Origin of the sequence: Pantoea sp. MBD-2R, assembly GCF_039134845.1 — a bacterium.
In the GTDB taxonomy this organism is placed as follows: domain Bacteria; phylum Pseudomonadota; class Gammaproteobacteria; order Enterobacterales; family Enterobacteriaceae; genus Erwinia.
In genome coordinates this window covers 1,585,508-1,604,527 of record NZ_CP152417.1, presented here as the reverse complement: position 1 = coordinate 1,604,527, position 19,020 = coordinate 1,585,508, and the positions used below count along the sequence as shown (strand labels likewise).

Below are 19,020 nucleotides of genomic sequence, written 5' to 3'. Positions count from 1 at the left end.
CCCGCCCCGGCGGTTAATGACTCACTTCTCTGGAGAAGACGATGGCAATGTCCTGGTTTCCAAAATGGCGTAAACAGTCAGCCTCGGCTGAGGGTATAGTCGCACCTGATGAAAGGTTGCCGCTGGGTCAAACGATGATTATGGGGCTTCAGCATGCGGTGGCAATGTTTGGCGCCACGGTGCTGATGCCGTTGCTGATGGGGTTGGATCCGAATCTGTCGGTGCTGATGTCGGGCATTGGCACTTTGTTATTTTTCCTGATAACCGGCGGCCGGGTTCCCAGCTATCTCGGCTCCAGCGCCGCCTTCGTTGGCGTGGTCATTGCCGTCACCGGATTTACCGGCCAGGGCCTGAACCCGAACCTCGGCGTGGCGCTGGGCGGCATTATCGCCTGCGGGTTAGTTTATACCCTGGTTGGCCTGATTGTGATGAAGGCCGGTACGCGCTGGATTGAGAAGCTGATGCCACCTGTCGTCACGGGTGCCGTGGTGATGGCTATCGGTCTGAATCTTGCGCCTATCGCAGTACACAGCGTTTCCGCTTCCATGTTCGATAGCTGGACGGCGGTAATGACCGTTGTCTGCATTGGTTTGGTGGCGGTGTTTACGCGCGGGATGGTTCAACGTTTACTGATTTTAGTCGGACTGATCGTCGCCTGGGCGCTTTATGCGCTGCTCACTAACGGCCTGGGTTTGGGTAAACCTGTCGATTTCAGCCTGGTCACTCATGCGGCCTGGTTCGGCTTGCCGTTAACAACCAGCCCGGTATTTAACACTCAGGCAATATTTATGATTGCGCCCGTCGCCATCATTCTGATTGCTGAAAATCTCGGCCATATCAAGGCGGTGGCAGGGATGACCGGAAGAAATATGGATGCGTGGATGGGGCGTGCTTTCGTGGGCGACGGACTGGCAACCATGCTTTCCGGCAGCGTCGGCGGCAGCGGCGTCACCACCTATGCAGAAAATATCGGGGTGATGGCAGTCACCAAAGTTTATTCAACGCTGGTGTTTGTCGCCGCAGCCGCCATCGCAATTTTGCTGGGCTTTTCGCCAAAGTTTGGCGCATTGATCCATACCATCCCCGCGCCGGTGATTGGCGGCGCATCTATCGTCGTGTTTGGCCTTATTGCCGTAGCCGGCGCCCGTATCTGGGTGCAGAATAATGTTGATCTGGGCCAGAACGGCAATCTGATTACGGTAGCCGTTACGCTGGTGTTAGGAGCGGGCGATTTCGCGTTGAAAATCGGTAACTTCACCATGGGCGGCATCGGCACCGCGACATTCGGCGCGATCGCCCTCAATGCCCTGCTCAGCCATCGCCGCGCCTCGGCGCTGACCGGCGGCAGCGTGGCGCGACAAGACAGTTAGCCAATCTCAATGTTCTCTGGCGAAGACGTTGTCTTCGCCTTCTTGCGTTTAAGTTTCAGTTCACTCACTAAAACGCCCACCACAATCAGCGCACCGCCCAGTAACGCGACAGCGGGCAATCTCTCGCCTGCGATTCGCCCAACCAGCCCCGCCCATACCGGTTCACCTGAGTAAATGACCGTTGCACGGGTTGGCGAAACGCTGCGCTGCGCCCAGTTCATTGTTACCTGAATTACCGCGCTGGCAAGGCCCAATCCCACGGCGCTACAAAGCAGATAAGGGGTGAGCGGCGGGACCGATTCGCCGTTGGGTAGCATCAGCAGAAACGCCATCAGCGAAGCAACGGCCAGCTGTACAACAGTTACCCTTTTAACATCCACTTTCCCGGCACTGGCGCTGATTAAAATAATTTCTGCGGCAATAGCGAGCGTGCTGAGCAGCGTAGCAGTTTCGCCAACGTAGAACGTCAGCGTGTTGCCCTCAGGCCCGGCCAGCAGCAGCAGTCCGCTGAAGGCCAGCACAATGCCGATCCACGCCATCAGCCCCGGCAGACGCCGTAAAAAAATCCATTGTAATAACGGCACCAGCGGCACGTACATGGCGGTGATAAAGGCGGATTTACTGCTGGAGATGGTCTGCATCCCCCAGGTTTGCAGGCCATAACCACAGGCAATAGCCAGGCCTGTCGCCGCGCCTGCTTTGATTTCGTTCAGCGTCAGGCCTCGCAAAGCGCGCCATGAAATCAGCGCCAGCAACCCCGCTGCGGTAGCAAAACGCGCACCGACAAAAAAGAAGGGGCCGCTAACGGCCATCGCCTTATGGACGGCCAGAAACGTACCGCCCCAGACCATGGTAATCAGCACCAGAACCCGTTCTTGAGAACTGAATGAGAGTTTATAACGCGAGAAGAAAGCTGGCATAAAGAAGGCTCAGAGCAAAAGTTGGCGCTAGTGTGCAGGGGGAAAGGAATGGGGTCAACCGCCGGAACCAGCCCGGCGGTTTCAGGGACGTATCAGCTTATTCCGTCTTGTCACGACTGCCGCGGCTGTTACGTCCGCCCTTTTCGCCTGCCAGTGAAGCGCGCTGAGGGTCATTTTTAAAATTCCCCCCACTGGCTTTACCGCCTTTACGGCCCGCTTCTGATGCTCGCTTACGGTCTTCAGCGAAATTTCCAGATCCACCACGATGTTCTGCCATTTCTTACCTCCGAATAGTTAAGCTGTCATACTGTATTCTCGCAGTAAGCGTAGGGCTTACCGCTGCGACATTTTCGGAAACCCAGACTCCTGGCCGCGTTAATAAGCATAGATTACCCGTCCGGTCATGGTAATTATTTATGTCTGTCATTGCACTTTACCGCTCTCGCACTGTATGAAGCGGCTGAATAATAACATTATTACTACTAATACTTTTCGTAAAAAAACGTCATTACTGGCGATGTTTTAAGCAGCTAAAGCCACCTTCCCGGCAGGCTTCGTTAGCCTCATCTATACTTTTCTCTCAGGTCAATCTGGCGACGATCTCAAACCAATCAAGGAGTGACTGATGGCGAAAGTCTTAGTGCTTTATTATTCAATGTACGGCCATGTGGAAACCATGGCGAATGCCGTGGCCGAAGGTGCGCGTCGCGTTACCGGGGCAGAGGTGACGATCAAGCGCGTTCCGGAAACCATGGATGCCGAGCGCTTTGCGCAGGTTGGCGGCAAAACCCAGCAGACGGCCGCAGAGGCGACGCCGGATGAACTTCCGCAATATGACGCTATCCTGCTTGGTACCCCGACCCGTTTTGGCAACATGTCCGGTCAGATGCGTAACTTCCTCGATCGGACTGGCGGTCTGTGGGCATCAGGTGCGCTTTACGGCAAACTTGCCAGCGTCTTTTCCTCTACCGGGACCGGTGGCGGCCAGGAACAGACCATTACGTCGACCTGGACCACCCTCGCTCATCACGGCATGGTGATCGTGCCTATCGGCTACGGTACTAAAGAACTCTTTGATATTTCTCAGGTTCGTGGCGGCACACCTTACGGTGCGACAACGCTTGCCGGGGGTGACGGATCGCGCCAACCCAGCGAAGAAGAGCTGAATATTGCTCGCTATCAGGGCGAATATGTCGCCGGACTTGCAGTAAAACTGAACGGATAATCTCAATTCACAGGAGACAATTATGGCAACGCAACAATCGAAAGAACATCACGTGGGAGAATGGGCCAGTCTGCGTGGAACCTCCCCGGAAATTGCCGAAGCCATTTTTGAAGTGGCGAACTACGATGAAAAACTCGCCGAAGCGATCTGGGAGCAACAGGGCAATGACGACGTATTGCTGCGTGCTTTCGACAAAACGGATCAGGATGTGCTGACCTGGGACAACAAGGTTGTCGAGCGTAAAAACGTCTAGCTAACCGAGCGTATCAGGGCGGAAATTTCCGCCCTTTTTCATGCCTGCTGACATGTCCTGATAAAAGTTAAGCCTTTTCAAACGAGTGAAGCTTTCTCCAGGATTCGTCCGGTAAAGGCCTTCGTGCCTGGCTAATCTGCCGTCTGGCTGCCAGGCTTACCTTCACGTTCATTAAGCCTGACAATCAGGCCGGAGACTTAATAAGGAGTCCGCATGTCATATAAGACAATTAATCCCGCTAACAACAAACTTATTAAAAACTGGCCAGACCATAACGAACAGCAGGTCGAGCAGGCGTTAACCGTTGCTGACGATCTTTATCACTCTTCCTGGTCGAAAGGCCCCATCCAGCCACGCGTTCAGGTACTAAAAAAGCTAGCCGACCTGATCGACAGTCGTGCTGAAGAGCTGGCAAAAGCGGCCAGCGTTGAGATGGGTAAGCTGATCGGTCAAAGCCGTGGGGAAGTAAAACTCTGCGCGCAAATTGCCCGTTATTATGCAGAAAATGCCGAGCGTTTTCTGGCGCCGACCCGTTATCCAAGCGAGCTTGGTGAAGCATGGGTCGAAAATCATCCTGTTGGCGTGCTGGTTGCCGTTGAACCCTGGAACTTCCCGTTCTATCAGCTGATGCGCGTTCTGGCCCCTAACCTGGCCGCCGGTAATCCAGTGCTGGCTAAGCATGCCGCCAACGTACCGCATTGCGCCACGCTGTTTGAAGAACTGGTGCTGGAAGCCGGTGCACCAAAAGGTGCCTGGACCAATCTTTTCGTCAGTAACGATCAGATTGCGTCACTGATCGCGGATGACCGCGTACAGGGTGCGGCGCTAACCGGCTCCGAGCGTGCGGGTAGCGCTGTTGCACAGCAGGCCGGTAAATACCTGAAGAAAACCACTCTTGAGTTAGGCGGCAACGACGTGTTTGTCGTGCTGGATGACAGCGATCTGGATAAAGCAGTGAAAGCGGGTGTTGGCGCTCGCCTGAGCAACTGTGGTCAGGTCTGTACCGCTGCCAAGCGTTTTCTTGTTCATGAGAAAGTGGCCGACGCTTTCCTGGAGAAATTTACCCAGGCATTCCGTGAAGTCAAAATTGGCGATCCGTTGGATGAAAGCACCACCCTTGGCCCTCTTTCATCCTCAAGCGCGCGTGATACGCTGGTGAAACAGGTTGACGAGGCTGTGGCAAAAGGTGCCAAACTGCATTTAGGCGGCAAGGCAGTGGAAGGTGAAGGTTGCTTCTATCAGCCAACTATTCTTTCGGGTATCACTCGCGATAACCCGGCTTATTTTGAAGAGTTCTTTGGCCCGGTTGCGCAGATCTACATCGTCAAAAATGATGATGAGGTAGTGAAGCTGGCTAACGATTCTCACTACGGACTTGGCGGCTCGGTATTCACGCGTGATATCGAACGCGGCAAGCAGCTGGCCTCCCGTATCGAGACCGGTATGGTTTACATTAACTCGTCTACCGACACTTCCGCCGAGCTGCCGTTTGGCGGCGTGAAGCGTTCAGGTTACGGTCGTGAACTGTCCGATCTGGGCATTAAAGAGTTTGTTAACCAGAAACTGGTCGTCGTCAGCAGCGAAAGTTAATTTCGCCGACTGGTGATAAAAAGGCCGACGACTGTCGGCCTTTTTGCTGTCAAAAAAAGCCAACATAATGTTGGCTTGAAGTTTTAACACGGTGCTGGCGTGATGAGTGCGTTAACAGCCTGGAGCCAAAATAGTATTGGCTTTTTACTACGCTGTTAAACGTTAACCCGCAGCAGGCTGAGGCTGAGCAGCAGTGGCCTTCGCTTTTTCGGACTCGACGTTTGCAGCATTTTTGTCCGCTGCGGCTTTTGCCGCTGGAGCAGCTTTTTCTTTGCCGGCTTTTTCTTTAGTCGCTTTATCCGCAGCGGCTTTCTCTTTTGCCGCCTGCTCCTCAGCAGCTTTGTCTGCCGCGGCCTTAGCTTCCGCAGCTTTCTGCGCAGCCGCCTTATCCGCAGCGGCTTTTTCAGCTGATGCTTTTGCCTGAGCCGCCTTTTCTGCCGCAATCTTATCCGCAGCAGCCTTATCGGCTAAGGCTTTTGCTGTAGCACGGTCGTTTTCCGCCGGAGCGGCGACTGGCGCTGGGGGCGTCTGCGGTTGAGCAGCGGCCATCGGCGTTCCCGTAATCGCTTTATTCAGTACCTGAGTGAACTGATCCCATGGGCAGAAACCATTGGCATCCGTCTGACAGCCGTTCATCTGTAGCGTCACGCGTTTCGGTGGCGTATCCAGCGACAGCGGCGTGGCGTCACGAAGCTGTTCGCTACTTTGATAAACGTACTCGACTTTTACCAGCTCCTGATTATTTTTCTTGTCGTGCCAGCGCTGGAACTGAATCATGCCGCCAATTGGCGTGCGCTCATTTTGATCGGGCAACGTGTACGCTTTGAAATCCAGCGCGGTAAGTAAGGAAGCAATATTGGAGTCGTGACCAACCATTAGCGTGACTTTGGGTGCCGTTGCCTTGTCTTCATCCACCAGCATGCTGCGGATGTAGTCGACTAACGGTGCGGCGACATCACGGGCAACGTCAGGCGAGGTAAACAGCGTATCCTGATAGCCATTTTTGATGGCCGACAGCTCTTTCCACTGCTCTGGCGTCTTGATCTGCCCCCAGGCAACCTGCTCCATTGGCAAGCCTTCATAATATTGCAGGGTAAAGGCATCGACCAGCGAGTTACCGATTTTTAGCGGGCCAGAAACGCCAGGCTCTTTGCCGTTTTCGGCGCTAAACTGGTTCTGGTTATCGCTGGAGAGATCGCACTGTTTTTTACCATTACAGGCTGGCGCGTTTTTATAGTCGATAATTTTTTCAAGACGCTGAAACGCTGGCTTCAACGACAGTTTTTCAGCTGCGCTGTTCATGGCCGTCAGCGCCTGCTTATTAAAGGCTTCACTGCCATCAGTGATAACAGGATTAAAGACTGGATCCATGGTTCCCATTTCATCCTGGTGAGAAACAGGGATATCACAGCCAGGGAAAGCGCCGGTGATAAAGAACTGCGCGGTCGCTACGGTGCGTTGCAGGCTGTTGGCATAGGCATAAATATCATCGCTGGTTGGGCATTCACCCTCTTTCACCAATCCCTGCTGCGCCAGCCATTCACGGGTATAACGCCCCATGTACACTTCCAGCACGCCGCCTTTCGTCGTGAGCTGTCCACCCGGGACATCCCACTGCGGCCAGTTTTTTTTCGTAGCCTGAGCAAGGACGCTGCCGTTATCAGCCAGGGGCGCACGGAGATTATGGCGACTCATCATTAACACTTGCTCAAGCTGATAATTGTCGTCGGCTGCATAGGCTGTGATCCCGGAAAGTGCCGAGCAAACCGCTAACGCGCAGAGACTATACTTTTTAATCATGTGTTTTTTCCATTGATTCAAGGTAAATCACCCGGCCTCGAAATGGTGATATGACAGGAACAAGGCCCACACCCACACTGAGACGGCAACGGCATGTCTGGAAAACAGGCCAGGTATAGGGTCAGTCATTAGTGTTGAGAATATAGCAGACTATCGCCTTTGCGGTTGAGACGCATCAGGAGTTTGAAAAGAAACAGGATGTTTAGGAATGCTCTAATCATCTCTCCAAACGAAGCCGGAATAAAAATGACTGGGCAGAAAGCAAAACGGGCCAGCTTTCGCTGACCCGTTAAATTTGATGGTGGAGGAGGAGAGATTCGAACTCTCGAACGGTTTCCCGTCGCCGGTTTTCAAGACCGGTGCCTTCAGCCACTCGGCCACCCCTCCACACTTTTATCAGCTACAACGCTTGTTGAAACGTCTTGGGTAACTGATGGCGCGCAGTATAGGGGATGACGCTAAGCTTGCCAAGCAAAATATTACCTATTTTATTGAATTTAGGTGCTTTTATTCATTATTTGAGCAATTTGTTCGGAAACACGCCACCCGCGCTGAAAAAACGACCGGAACAGGCTGGAAAACGGATAAGTTTCAAAAGCAGAAGCAGAAGCAGAAGCAGAAGCAGAAGCAGAAGCAGAAGCAGAAGCAGAAGCAGAAATGTTATCAGCGGGTTTGCTGAAGCACAAAGCAAAACGGGCCAGCTTTCGCTGACCCGTTAAATTTGATGGTGGAGGAGGAGAGATTCGAACTCTCGAACGGTTTCCCGTCGCCGGTTTTCAAGACCGGTGCCTTCAGCCACTCGGCCACCCCTCCACAATGAGGCGAACTATAAACATCCTCTTTCACGATGTAAAGTGGGTTTTGATTCGACTGCTGAATAAACAACCAATTAAGATTCTTTTGCTGCTATTAACGCCAACTTACTCACAAAAGCAGCGGCATAACGAGTAAAGAAGGGTAAAACGTCTTCCCCCGCTCCGCCTCGCTCCTTATTCTCACTGCTATTCTGATGACCCTGAGAGGCATTTTATGGAACGCATTGTATCAAGCACACGCGAACGTTCGTTGCTTTCAACCCACAAAGTTTTGCGTAATACCTATTTTTTGCTGGGCCTGACGCTGGCTTTCTCTGCGGTCACCGCCACGCTCAGTACCGTATTCGCCCTCCCCGCGCCGGGCCTGCTTCTGATGCTGGCGGGCTTTTATGGCCTGATGTTCTTAACGTATCGTCTGGCTGACAGTCCGGCCGGTATTTTAGCGGCCTTCGCCTTTACCGGCTTTTTAGGTTACAGCCTGGGGCCCATCCTTAATACGCTGCTTTCAGCCGGGATGGGCGATGTAATTGGTATGGCGCTCGGCGGCACGGCGCTGGTGTTTTTCTGCTGCTCCGCCTATGTACTGACGACCCGCAAAGATATGTCCTTCCTTGGCGGGATGATGATGGCGGGCTTCGTTGTGCTGTTAGTTGCCGTCGTCGCTAATCTGTTCCTGCATATTCCGGCGCTGCACCTGGCCATCAGCGTAATGTTTGTTCTGTTCTCCTCTGGCGCTATCCTGTGGGAAACCAGCAACATCATTCACGGCGGCGAAACCAACTATATTCGCGCTACCGTTAGCCTTTATGTTTCTCTCTATAACATCTTTGTCAGTCTGCTGAGCATTCTCGGTATGTCCCGCAGTAATTAATATCAATCCTCACAATAAGGCTCCGTATAGCGGGGCCTTATTTTTTTGTAGCGGGGAAATTTGCTAGACTGGGAATCAAATGCGGTAAACGAGGCAACAAGGTGTTTTTTGACGGTAAAGAAATTGAACGCGACGCTCAGGGCTATCTGATGAACACGGCCGACTGGCATGAAGCGTTGGCGCCGCTGCTGGCGGAAGAAGAAGATATCGCACTGAGCGAGGCGCATTGGGAAGTGGTGCGCTTCGTACGTGAATTCTATCTGGAATTCAATACTTCGCCTGCCGTGCGCATGCTGGTGAAAGCAATGGCGAAAAAATATGGCGAAGAAAAAGGCAACAGCCGCTACCTGTTTCGTCTTTTCCCGAAAGGCCCGGCGAAGCAAGCCACTAAAATTGCCGGGCTGCCCAAGCCAGCAAAATGCCTTTAGCAGCCGCCTTCACTTTTCAGCCCGTCGTGAAGCCTGTAAGTTCTTCACGCGGCTGAAAAGGCTCAGCCAACACTTTTTCTACTTTTGCCGATCGTGGCCCGCCCGCTTTCAGCCAGGCAATCAACGCCTCAACCTCTTTTTCTTCCCCGTAAGCCAGGACTTCAACACTGCCGTCATCAAGGTTACGGGCGTAACCCTTCAGCCCCTGTGATTTTGCCTGCTGCTGAGTGTGGTAGCGAAAACCGACCCCTTGCACCACCCCGTGTACCCAGATTCGCTTTGCGATAGCCGTCATGATTTCCTCCTGCACAGACAGATTGCATTTTGCCGGTAGGCACCGGACAATAACGCCTGATTTTCTGACTTTAAGCATAGCAAATATGACTGTTCGTTTAATTCTTGCCAAAGGACGTGAAAAGTCCTTACTTCGTCGCCATCCATGGGTCTTTTCCGGTGCGGTCGCCCGCCTGGAAGGCAAAGCCCAATCAGGTGAAACCATTGACGTTTGCGACAGCCAGGGTAAATGGCTGGCCCGTGCAGCCTGGTCTCCCGCTTCTCAGATCCGTGCCCGCGTCTGGAGCTGGGATCAGGATGAGTCAATCGACATTGAATTCTTTATTAAACGCCTGAAGGCGGCGCAGCAACTGCGCGACTGGCTGGCCGTGCGTGACGATCTGGACAGCTACCGCCTGATCGCCGGTGAATCTGATGGCCTGCCGGGCATAACCATTGACCGCTTCGGTAACTTTTTAGTCTTGCAGCTGCTGTCGGCCGGTGCCGAATATCAGCGCGCGCCGCTGATCTCCGCGCTTCAGAGCTGCTACCCAGACTGTGCTATTTACGATCGCTCTGACGTGGCGGTGCGTAAAAAAGAAGGCCTGGAACTTGCCCAGGGCGTGGTATTGGGTGATACGCCTCCGGAACTGCTGCCGATTACCGAGCACGGTATGAAGCTGCTGGTCGATATCCAGACCGGCCACAAAACCGGTTATTATCTGGATCAGCGCGACAGCCGTCTGGCAACTCGCCGCTATGCAAAAGATAAGCGCGTACTGAACTGCTTCTCCTATACTGGCGGTTTCGCCGTCTCGGCTCTGATGGGTGGCTGCGAACAGGTTATCAGCGTTGATACCTCTCAGGCCGCGCTGGACGTAGCAAAACAGAACGTCGAGTTAAACGGGCTGGATCTGTCTAAGGCTGAGTTCCTGCGTGATGACGTTTTCAAACTGCTGCGTCGTTATCGCGATAGCGGAGAGAAATTCGATCTCATCGTTATGGATCCGCCAAAGTTTGTTGAAAACAAAAATCAGCTGATGGGCGCCTGCCGCGGTTATAAAGATATCAATATGCTCGCGATGCAGCTGTTGAATCCGGGTGGAACCTTGCTGACGTTTTCCTGTTCCGGCCTGATGCCGACTGAACTGTTCCAGAAAATCATTGCCGATGCCGCACTGGATGCCCAGCGTGAAGTACAATTTATAGAGCAGTTCCGGCAGGCCGCCGATCACCCGGTGATCGCCAGCTATCCGGAAGGGTTATACCTGAAAGGATTTGCCTGTCGCGTACTGTGACTTGAAAACGCTGTCCCTGCCCCCATCTTGGTAGCAGGGCAAGGTTTCTGAGGAGGTCACAATGATTGCCAGCAAATTTGGATTGGGCCAACAGGTACGCCACCAGCTGCTTGGTTTTTTAGGCGTAGTGGTGGATGTCGATCCCGAGTATTCACTTGAGGATCCACAAATTGATGACGTTGCTGACGGCGGCTCGTTACGCAATGCGCCCTGGTACCACGTCGTTATGGAAAACGAAGAGGGCGAAACGGTGCATACTTATCTCGCAGAAGCTCAACTGAGTTGGGAACTGCCGGGCGAGCACCCGGAACATCCGTCAATGGATGAGCTTGCGGCTTCTATTCGTGAACAGTTGCAGGCCCCGCGCCTCAGAAATTGATAAAACCCCGCAGAGCGGGGTTTTTTATTTCTTCTCCAGCCCCAGTCGTGGGATTTCAATTTTAGGACAGCGATCCATTACCACCTTCAGCCCCGCTTCTGCCGCCAGCACTGCCGCTTGTTCATTGATTACCCCCAGCTGTAGCCATAACGATTTTGCGCCGATGGCAATAGCTTCCTGCGCTACGCCATAAGCAGCTTCTGCATTACGAAATACGTCTACCATATCTACCGGCTCTGGAATCTGGTCCAGGCTGGCATATACTGGCTGGCCAAGCAGAGTTTGTCCGGCCAGTTTTGGGCTAACAGGCGTGACTTTGTAACCCTGCCCCAGCAAATAGGCCATTACGCCGTAGCTGGCTCTGGTCGGTTTATCACTGGCTCCGACCAGCGCGATATGTTGCGTAGTGCTTAAAACCTCTGCCATTGTTTGATCAGACATACCTTTTGCTCCTTACGACGATAATTTACTGACAGGATCCAGGTCAGGATAGAGACGGCTGATGCTAATAATGTCCGAAGCAAAATATTTAGCACGAAAAATATGTTAAAATGTTACTATGCTGCCATACTGAAAGACTTTGATACATTAGTTGTTTTCGCGTCCTGCGTCTCTGGAGAATGAATGAAGCTGGGTTTGGTCATAACAGGTTTGCTGACAATGTTGATGGCGGCCCCAGTCACGGCGACCACCTTAAAGCTATCGTCTGATATCGACCTGTTGGTGCTTGATGGACGCAAAATTTCAGGTTCGCTTCTTAAGGGTGCAGAAGGTTTGGAGCTCGAACGTGGACAGCATCAGGTGTTGTTTCGCGTAGAAAAAAACCTTCTAAATAAACATCAACTAGCCTCCCCGTGGCTTTCTACGCCGCTGGTCGCCACTTTCACTGCGCGAGTACAGGCTATTACCATAACCTTGCCGGCATTAAATACGATGCAACAAGGGCACGCTTTTAATAAACATCCTGAATTTCAGCTTTACGACGAACAGGGTAATAAAATTGAAAGCTTGCAGGACCGATTAACGACCACCAGCGAAAACTACGAACAGGCGATGATCGCCTTCAATTTGCAGGGTAAAGCCGCATCGGTTCCCCGTTTTGCACAGCCTCATACGTCGGCCAATCCGACCAGCATTTCCGATTCTGCTGTTGCCCAGGGAAATTCGCCAGGCACGCGCGTTTTACAATTATGGTATCAACAGGTTGATTCTGCCACGCGCCAGCGTTTTGTTCTGTTAATGAGAGCGTTGCATACCAGCTGATTCCTGGCCGCGTCCACCGGTCTGTAAATAGCGGTCATGCAGCTTCAAGCGGGCTCTCCCATTCTCAACGTTATTTACCGCAATACCTGAAGTAAGGGATGCGCAGGTTTCAGGGCTTGCGTAACACCGGCACGCCGAGCCGTTTGAACTCATCAACGAAAACGGACGGGTTGTCAGCATCGAACAATAACCAGGCCTGCTGCTTCGCTCGGGTTATTGCTACGTAAGCCAGTCGCCGCTCTTCCGCATCCGGAAAATCCTCAGGTTCAGGCAGCAACGCCTGTTCCATTACTGACTCCCTCGCCGGTGCAGGGAAACCTTCTGCCCCGCACTGCAAGCCTGTCAGCAGAACATAGTCTGCCTGCTGACCTTTGCTGGCATGCACGGTCGCGAAATCGAGGTGTAGCCTGGGCCAGCGCGTTGCCGCTTTATCCAACAGAACCGGCCGCAGATGATGGTAGCGCGCGAGAATTAATATCCGCTCATCGGCAGTTGCATAACCGCTAAGTTTATCCAGTAGTGCTTCTAACTGCGACTGAGGTAACAGCGATATCGCTTTTTTGTTGCCTTTACGCAGGCTGTTCAACGATTTCTTTAACTGGTGAGGATTGCTCTGAATGAAGTTGCTCGCTATCTCGCCGATGCGATCGTTGAAACGATAGGTTGTGTCCAGTACACAACGATCCCCTTCCCCGAAATAAGGATGGAAAGCGGTAGTCAGGCTCATTTCAGCGCCGTTAAAACGGTAAATTGCCTGCCAGTCATCCCCTACGGCAAACAGCGATGTCTGACTGTTCTGCCGTCTTAATGCTGCAAGTAGCGCAGCTCGCTGAGGCGAAATATCCTGAAACTCATCGACCAGGATATGCTTCCACGGGCTGATAAAGCGCCCTTTCTCAACAAGATTCACCGCCTGATGAATCAGCCCTGAAAAATCAGTTGCCCCTTCTTCCTTCAATGCACTTTTCCAGGCTTTAAGCAGAGGCGCCATTAGCTTTACTCGTTTGGAAAAAAGATCGCGGATTTCTTCCGGGGCAGACTCAATCATCGCGGCCTGCGCACCACCATGCATACGCACTAACTCCAGCCAGCGTTCAAGACGACTGGCAAGACGTTTCGCCAGGTGCTCGTCTTTCCAGTAATCGCCTTCGCTCAGTTCCCAACCCAGTTCGTCCTGCAACCACTGCTTCCAGCCATTTGCGTGCGCTTTTTTCTCACTGCACTGCTGCCGCCAGACGTCAATTAATAGCTTATGACGTAGCGAAGTGTCCGTTTCCAGCTTGCTGATGACAGGTGATTTGTTACTCGCCTGCTGGATAATACTCAGGGCCAGCGAGTGGAAGGTACGCGCCTCAATACCGCCGGTATCCAGTCGGGCTTTGATACGCCCGTTCATTTCCTCTGCGGCCTGACGACTAAAAGCTAACAACAGGATCTGTTCTGCCGAGGCCTGCTTACGCATCATCAGCCAGCCCGCCCGAGCAATCAGCACCGAGGTTTTACCGCTTCCTGCCCCCGCAAGGACCAATACAACATCTTCCCCATTGACGATAGCTTTAGCCTGAGAAGTATTCAGCGGCGAGCTTTCAACCTTAGTGAAAAAATCCGCATACGCCACCAGCATTTTTTCTGACCACTGTGCATTGCGTTTTTCCCGCAGGCTTTCGCTGTTTTCCAGCCATGACTGACAGAACAGCCACGCTTCACGGCAGTTATCAAACGCCTGAAGCCTCGCCACGGGCAAAGGAAGTGCGGAAAACGCATCCAGAATGGCCGTCCGCCAACCTGCGGTGTCGTTCTTTTTTAGCCAGCGATCTTGTTGCGATAAGGCTTCAAGCCCCGCAACCTGTTGCTGAAGAACCTGCGCTGAGATAACGCTCATCTCCTCACTCCAGGCCTGCCATGCCTGATTGAGATAATGAAAGAATCGCTGGGTCTCCTGCCACTCCGTGCCGTGTAGCCGCACAACTTTATCGTCTGGCAGAGAAAACTCCAGCTCTCCCCAAACTAAACCTCGCTTACAGCGAATCGCTAAGAGCTGATTAAACGGGATAAGGTATTCATGCTTTTCACCGCTGACTTCCACACCTGCGTTCAGCAACCGTACCCGGTTGTAGGGATGCTGCGCCAGATGCCTCCCCAGCGATGTTGCTTTCAGTTCCATGACCGGCCCCTGGCTCTGGTTATTTTAGTGCTGTCAGTTTAACTGCGAGCGATGTACCGCTCCAGCCTTAAAACACGGTACAATCAACGCATTGACCTGTCTCTGATCCTGCGCACCGAGAGGAATAACTGATGCGTACCGTTTTAAACATTCTGAACTTTATTATGGGTGGCTTTCTTACCACGCTTTCCTGGCTTATCGTCACTTTGCTCAGCATTGTGTTTATTTTCACTCTCCCGCTAACCCGTTCCTGCTGGGAGATCACGAAGCTCTCTCTGCTGCCTTATGGTAATGAAGCGATGCACGTTGATGAGTTATATCCGGGTAAAAAGAATGCCCTGATGAACTCAGGCGGCACGCTGCTAAATATTATCTGGCTGATTTTTTGCGGCTGGTGGCTGTGCGTTATGCATATTATTGCAGGCATTGGCCAATGTCTGACGATCATCGGTATTCCCACCGGCATCGCCAATCTTAAAATTGCCGCCATTGCGCTTTGGCCGGTGGGACGGCGGGTTGTCAGCGTTGAAGTGGCTCAAGCCGCACGCGAAGCCAATGCCCGTAGTCGTTTCAACTGAGTAAAATCATGCGATTAACGTTAACGCCTGGATTACGCCGCTATGCCTATAACAGCGCGGTGTTATACAACCTGCGCATTTTCTTTGCTCTGGCAGGCACCACCAGTGTGCCCTGGCTGCTTGGTCAGATAACCTGGACTATCCCGCTTACGCTGGGTGTCGTTGCGGCCGCGCTGGCCGATCTTGACGATCGCCTTAGCGGCCGCCTTCGTAATTTGCTGATTACGCTGGTTTGCTTTTGCGTAGCCTCGGTTTCCGTAGAGTTGCTTGTGCCGTTCCCCTGGCTGTTTATTATCGGGCTGGCGCTTTCCACATGGGGATTTATCCTGCTTGGCGCGCTGGGCCAGCGTTATGCCACTATCGCTTTTGGTGCTCTGCTGATTGCCATCTATACCCTTTTAGGCGTGCAGCTTTTCCCCCAATGGTATTTGCAGCCGGTGCTTCTGCTGCTCGGCGCGGTCTGGTACAACCTGCTGACGCTGACCGGCCACGTTATTTTTCCTATTCGCCCTTTACAGGAAAATATTGCTCGCTGTTTTGAAGGACTGGCGACCTATCTGGAAGCCAAGGCAAACCTGTTCGATCCCGATATAGAAGAAAACGACGATGCGTCATTGATTGAAACAGCCATGGCTAACAGCAACTTAGTCGCTACGCTGAATCAGACAAAAATTTCTATTCAGTCTCGTTTACGGGGCGACCGGGGGCAACGGGGAACGCGACGCACGCTGCACTATTACTTCGTTGCTCAGGATATTCATGAGCGCGCCAGTTCGTCCCATGCGCAGTACCATGCCTTGCGCAAAGAATATCGTTACAGCGATATTCTGTTCCGCTTTCAGCGCCTTCTGACAATGCAGGCAAAAGCCTGTCAGCAGTTAGCAAACTGCATACTGATGCGGGAACCCTGGCAACATGATGCGCGTTTCGAACGGGCGTTTGTGCACTTACAGGGCGCGCTGGATCGCCTGACGGCCGCTCAACCTCAAAGTAGCGAGGTAAAGGCCATGAAATATCTTCTGCATAATCTTAAAGCAATTGACGCGCAGCTGGCGACGATTGAATCTGAGCAGGTTTTAGAAGAAAACAGCACGGGTAATAACCAGACGTTATCCAGCGAAGGGCTGACTGGCTGGGCGGATATTCGTCTGCGTCTGAGTCGTCATTTATCGCCGCAATCGCCGCTTTTCCGTCATGCAGTACGTATGTCACTGCTGCTCTGCACAGGTTATGGTTTTATTCAGTTGACCGGTCTCGAACATGGCTACTGGATCCTGCTTACCAGCCTGTTTGTCTGTCAGCCAAACTATAACGCGACCAAACGACGCTTAGCGCTGCGTATTGTAGGCACGGTCGCCGGCATTATTATTGGTCTGCCGCTTTTGTGGTTGATTCCTTCGGTGGAAGGCCAGCTGATCTTGATGGTTGTCAGTGGCGTGCTATTTTTTGCTTTCCGGCAATCTCAATACGCCAACGCCACGCTGTTTATCACCTTACTGGTTCTGTTCTGTTTCAACCTGTTAGGAGAGGGATTCGAAATTGCCCTTCCGCGTATTGTCGACACCTTAATTGGCTGTGGTATCGCCTGGCTGGCCGTAGCCTTTATCTGGCCGGACTGGCGTTTTCGTCGCTTATCAGCCGTTGCGGAACGTTCGCTTGATGCTAACTGCCGTTATCTGGATGCAATTCTGGTGCAGTATCATCAGGGTAAAGATAACCGTCTTGAATATCGAATCGCCCGTCGGGATGCCCATAACAGTGATGCAGAACTGGCTTCGGTCGTCTCCAACATTTCCGCCGAAAAGAATGCCACCCCGGGTCTGCGGGAAGATGCCTTTCGTTTGCTGTGCTTAAACCATTCTTTTCTCAGCTATATCTCTGCACTGGGCGCACATCGTGAAAAAATCGCTAACCAGACGGTTCTGTTACTTTTGGACGATGCCGTTTGCTATGTTGATGACCTGTTGCATACAGATACCGCTAATGACGAGAAGGCCGTGAGGCTGCTGAGCCAGCTTTCAGTTCGAATCGCCGCTATCGAAGCTGACCCGGCAACGAAAGAGCCTCTGGTTCTGCAACAGATCGGACTGCTTGTTGCGTTATTGCCAGAAATTGCCCTGTTGAAAAAAAAGGTCATGGATGCCGGTTAAGGCTTCTGTTGTTTCGCCTGAGCGCGCAGAGTTTCGCTGTACCAATGGCGCAACTCTGCTTTAACCGCTTCGGGCAATGCCTCATGATGTCGTTCAAGGATTGCTCCCTCCAGTGCGAAGAGCACGTTAATACTCAAATTTTTATTGAATTCTCGTAGTTTAAGCCAGGTTCGTCTGGCGCCCTGTTCTTTTAACATAGCAATGGTGCAAACCCCGACCTGTCTCAGCAACGTTTCCATACGGACAGTGAGATTCGGCAGATCTTTTAAACGGCGGTTTTGCTTTTGCAGCAGTCGATGCTGGCGAGCACCATTAAGACAAAGCTTCGACAGCGCCACCAGTTGCTCATGTTCATTCCATAACGGCTCGTCAACCCGATAATACTCAAGTTCAACCGGCAGTCCGCGTTTGTAATAGCACAGCGGCTCCATTTTCCGCTCCGCCAGGTAAGGTCTGACTTGCTCGCAGGCGCGCAGATAAAGTTCACCCTCAGAGACCAAAGCAAAAACCACCTCTTCAACCGAAAGGCTGTAACCGCCAAACTGACTTCTGCTGCCAATTTTCCCCAGTTCCGCAAGATGATGCTTCGCAGTTTCAATCCTTTTTTTCGAATCGTACATGATGCTATTCCTTTAAGAAAAACAATAGGTCGGATACTTTTTTTGCCAGAAGGAAAGCTATGCAATTGCGGTAACAGGTTCAATTAATAATTGCCGTTACGGTCAGTTGCATTCAGATTTTGCGAGGCGTTATCAGAAAAATAAGGTTGATCTTTATGCACCGCCCTTATACTGTATATCCATACAGTGACCTGCGAGCGACGCCAATTATGCATACTCATTTCCTGAAATCTCCTTCTGCTAACGCCAGTTTCCGCCAGGCTTCTGCCTGTACCGCATCGGCACAGGCCACAGGCTTAATCAGCGAACTGATTTACTGCGATGATCAGCCTGCCCTCACGCAAATGCTGTTATTACCCCTTCTGCAGCAGCTGGGTACCCAGTCCCGCTGGCAGCTATGGCTGACCCCGCCACAAAAATTAAGCCGTAGCTGGCTACGTCAGTCGGGTTTACCGCTCGATAAAGTGATGCAGGTACAATCGACTGAAGCCATTACGACTGTCGAAGCAATGATTAAAGCTTTACAGACAGGAAATTACAGCGTGGTGTTAGGTTGGTTGCCTGGCGAAATGACGCCGGACGAGCGTCGCAGACTTCAGGAAGCGGCATCTTGTGGCCAGGCTTTAGGACTGATCATGCGCCCGAATTCGAACAATATTGCCGGGCAGAGACCCTTTAACGGACTAAAAATTCACTCAAGTTTGTATCATTAAGTAAAAATAGGACCTTTCTCATGAGAAAGGTCTCCTGAGCACGTGATAACCGTCTGATTATGCTATGACGCGGCGGGACAACGGGTTAGCTCACTTCCGCAGTCACCTTTTTTGCCATTTAGTTCGTTGTGAATGTGTAAAATTGTGTATAAATCCCTGTTTTTTTGCTGGCGCCCCTCACATCTTACTTGTAAGTTTGCTGGTACGTTGTAGACTTTACGTCGCCAGGGTGCTCAATAATCTCCCTTTTTTGGATGAGTCATAATCGAGCGTCATAACCCGGCGAAGGATTAATCAAAGAGCTAATGAA

General features: G+C 52.2%; 19 protein-coding genes and 2 tRNA genes. 12 read left to right on the top strand and 9 right to left on the bottom strand.

Annotated features, from left to right (window positions below; all coding sequences use genetic code 11):
- Positions 1 to 41: 41 nt before the first annotated feature.
- The gene (rutG, locus tag AAGQ96_RS07415) at positions 42 to 1,370 is read left to right on the top strand and encodes a pyrimidine utilization transport protein G (protein ID WP_342755177.1); all 1,329 of its coding nucleotides are present in this window, start codon (positions 42 to 44) and stop codon (positions 1,368 to 1,370) included.
- On the opposite strand, the gene AAGQ96_RS07410 is transcribed toward rutG, so the two are convergent.
- A complete protein-coding gene (locus AAGQ96_RS07410; RefSeq protein WP_342755176.1) occupies positions 1,367 to 2,290 on the bottom strand; it encodes a DMT family transporter in 924 nt (307 codons plus the stop codon). The two genes, rutG and AAGQ96_RS07410, sit on opposite strands and share 4 nt — an antisense overlap.
- 97 nt (positions 2,291 to 2,387) lie before the next feature.
- Positions 2,388 to 2,567 carry a general stress protein gene (locus AAGQ96_RS07405; protein ID WP_147196737.1) on the bottom strand — a complete coding sequence of 60 codons (180 nt, stop codon included), beginning with the start codon at positions 2,565 to 2,567 and terminating at the stop codon, positions 2,388 to 2,390.
- Positions 2,568 to 2,915: 348 nt separating this feature from the next.
- On the opposite strand from AAGQ96_RS07405, the gene wrbA reads away from it, so the two are divergent.
- From wrbA to AAGQ96_RS07390, 3 genes are all read left to right on the top strand, one after another.
- A complete protein-coding gene (wrbA, locus tag AAGQ96_RS07400; protein WP_147196735.1) occupies positions 2,916 to 3,515 on the top strand; it encodes an NAD(P)H:quinone oxidoreductase in 600 nt (199 codons plus the stop codon).
- A 22-nt stretch (positions 3,516 to 3,537) separates the two neighbouring features.
- On the top strand, positions 3,538 to 3,768 hold the full coding sequence (locus AAGQ96_RS07395; protein WP_147196733.1) for a YccJ family protein: 231 nt from the start codon (positions 3,538 to 3,540) through the stop codon (positions 3,766 to 3,768).
- 213 nt (positions 3,769 to 3,981) lie between these two features.
- On the top strand, positions 3,982 to 5,358 hold the full coding sequence (locus AAGQ96_RS07390) for an NAD-dependent succinate-semialdehyde dehydrogenase (protein WP_147196731.1): 1,377 nt from the start codon (positions 3,982 to 3,984) through the stop codon (positions 5,356 to 5,358).
- Between the two features lie 162 nt (positions 5,359 to 5,520).
- On the opposite strand, the gene agp is transcribed toward AAGQ96_RS07390, so the two are convergent.
- The 3 genes from agp to AAGQ96_RS07375 form a co-directional block, all read right to left on the bottom strand.
- The gene (gene agp, locus AAGQ96_RS07385) at positions 5,521 to 7,158 is read right to left on the bottom strand and encodes a bifunctional glucose-1-phosphatase/inositol phosphatase (protein ID WP_342755175.1); all 1,638 of its coding nucleotides are present in this window, start codon (positions 7,156 to 7,158) and stop codon (positions 5,521 to 5,523) included.
- A 299-nt stretch (positions 7,159 to 7,457) separates the two neighbouring features.
- Positions 7,458 to 7,545: transfer RNA gene (locus AAGQ96_RS07380), tRNA-Ser, on the bottom strand.
- A 338-nt stretch (positions 7,546 to 7,883) separates the two neighbouring features.
- Positions 7,884 to 7,971 (bottom strand) — tRNA-Ser (locus tag AAGQ96_RS07375).
- Positions 7,972 to 8,187: 216 nt separating this feature from the next.
- On the opposite strand from AAGQ96_RS07375, the gene yccA reads away from it, so the two are divergent.
- Positions 8,188 to 8,844: an FtsH protease modulator YccA gene (gene yccA, locus AAGQ96_RS07370; RefSeq protein ID WP_147196726.1), complete on the top strand. Its 657-nt coding sequence runs from the start codon at positions 8,188 to 8,190 to the stop codon at positions 8,842 to 8,844.
- A gap of 149 nt (positions 8,845 to 8,993) precedes the next feature.
- The gene (locus AAGQ96_RS07365; RefSeq protein ID WP_254446347.1) at positions 8,994 to 9,272 is read left to right on the top strand and encodes a TusE/DsrC/DsvC family sulfur relay protein; all 279 of its coding nucleotides are present in this window, start codon (positions 8,994 to 8,996) and stop codon (positions 9,270 to 9,272) included.
- 16 nt (positions 9,273 to 9,288) lie between these two features.
- Here AAGQ96_RS07365 and yccX read toward each other — a convergent pair whose 3' ends face one another.
- Complete coding sequence (gene yccX / locus AAGQ96_RS07360; RefSeq protein WP_147196722.1) at positions 9,289 to 9,567, bottom strand: acylphosphatase; 279 nt, start codon at positions 9,565 to 9,567, stop codon at positions 9,289 to 9,291.
- Positions 9,568 to 9,652: 85 nt separating this feature from the next.
- On the opposite strand from yccX, the gene rlmI reads away from it, so the two are divergent.
- Both rlmI and hspQ read left to right on the top strand, forming a co-directional pair.
- Positions 9,653 to 10,843 carry a 23S rRNA (cytosine(1962)-C(5))-methyltransferase RlmI gene (rlmI, locus tag AAGQ96_RS07355; RefSeq protein WP_342755174.1) on the top strand — a complete coding sequence of 397 codons (1,191 nt, stop codon included), beginning with the start codon at positions 9,653 to 9,655 and terminating at the stop codon, positions 10,841 to 10,843.
- A 61-nt stretch (positions 10,844 to 10,904) separates the two neighbouring features.
- Entirely contained in the window at positions 10,905 to 11,222 is a 318-nt protein-coding gene (gene hspQ / locus AAGQ96_RS07350; RefSeq protein ID WP_147196718.1) for a heat shock protein HspQ, read from the top strand.
- Between the two features lie 24 nt (positions 11,223 to 11,246).
- Here the strand turns inward: hspQ and AAGQ96_RS07345 are convergent, their stop codons facing one another.
- A complete protein-coding gene (locus tag AAGQ96_RS07345) occupies positions 11,247 to 11,663 on the bottom strand; it encodes a CoA-binding protein (protein WP_342755173.1) in 417 nt (138 codons plus the stop codon).
- A 183-nt stretch (positions 11,664 to 11,846) separates the two neighbouring features.
- On the opposite strand from AAGQ96_RS07345, the gene AAGQ96_RS07340 reads away from it, so the two are divergent.
- Positions 11,847 to 12,485 (top strand): DUF2057 family protein, encoded by a 639-nt coding sequence (locus tag AAGQ96_RS07340; protein WP_342755172.1) that lies wholly within the window; start codon positions 11,847 to 11,849, stop codon positions 12,483 to 12,485.
- A 109-nt stretch (positions 12,486 to 12,594) separates the two neighbouring features.
- Here AAGQ96_RS07340 and helD read toward each other — a convergent pair whose 3' ends face one another.
- Positions 12,595 to 14,649, bottom strand: coding sequence for a DNA helicase IV (gene helD, locus AAGQ96_RS07335; protein ID WP_342755171.1), 2,055 nt, complete (start codon positions 14,647 to 14,649; stop codon positions 12,595 to 12,597).
- A gap of 131 nt (positions 14,650 to 14,780) precedes the next feature.
- Between helD and AAGQ96_RS07330 the strand changes: the two genes are divergently transcribed.
- Together AAGQ96_RS07330 and yccS are read left to right on the top strand one after the other, a co-directional pair.
- On the top strand, positions 14,781 to 15,227 hold the full coding sequence (locus tag AAGQ96_RS07330) for a YccF domain-containing protein (RefSeq protein ID WP_342755170.1): 447 nt from the start codon (positions 14,781 to 14,783) through the stop codon (positions 15,225 to 15,227).
- Positions 15,228 to 15,235: 8 nt separating this feature from the next.
- The gene (gene yccS / locus AAGQ96_RS07325) at positions 15,236 to 17,377 is read left to right on the top strand and encodes a YccS family putative transporter (RefSeq protein WP_342755169.1); all 2,142 of its coding nucleotides are present in this window, start codon (positions 15,236 to 15,238) and stop codon (positions 17,375 to 17,377) included.
- Here yccS and AAGQ96_RS07320 read toward each other — a convergent pair.
- Positions 17,374 to 17,997: a TfoX/Sxy family DNA transformation protein gene (locus AAGQ96_RS07320; protein WP_342755168.1), complete on the bottom strand. Its 624-nt coding sequence runs from the start codon at positions 17,995 to 17,997 to the stop codon at positions 17,374 to 17,376. The two genes, yccS and AAGQ96_RS07320, sit on opposite strands and share 4 nt — an antisense overlap.
- A 209-nt stretch (positions 17,998 to 18,206) precedes the next feature.
- Between AAGQ96_RS07320 and sulA the strand changes: the two genes are divergently transcribed.
- A complete protein-coding gene (gene sulA, locus AAGQ96_RS07315; RefSeq protein WP_147196705.1) occupies positions 18,207 to 18,710 on the top strand; it encodes an SOS-induced cell division inhibitor SulA in 504 nt (167 codons plus the stop codon).
- Positions 18,711 to 19,020: the final 310 nt, after the last annotated feature.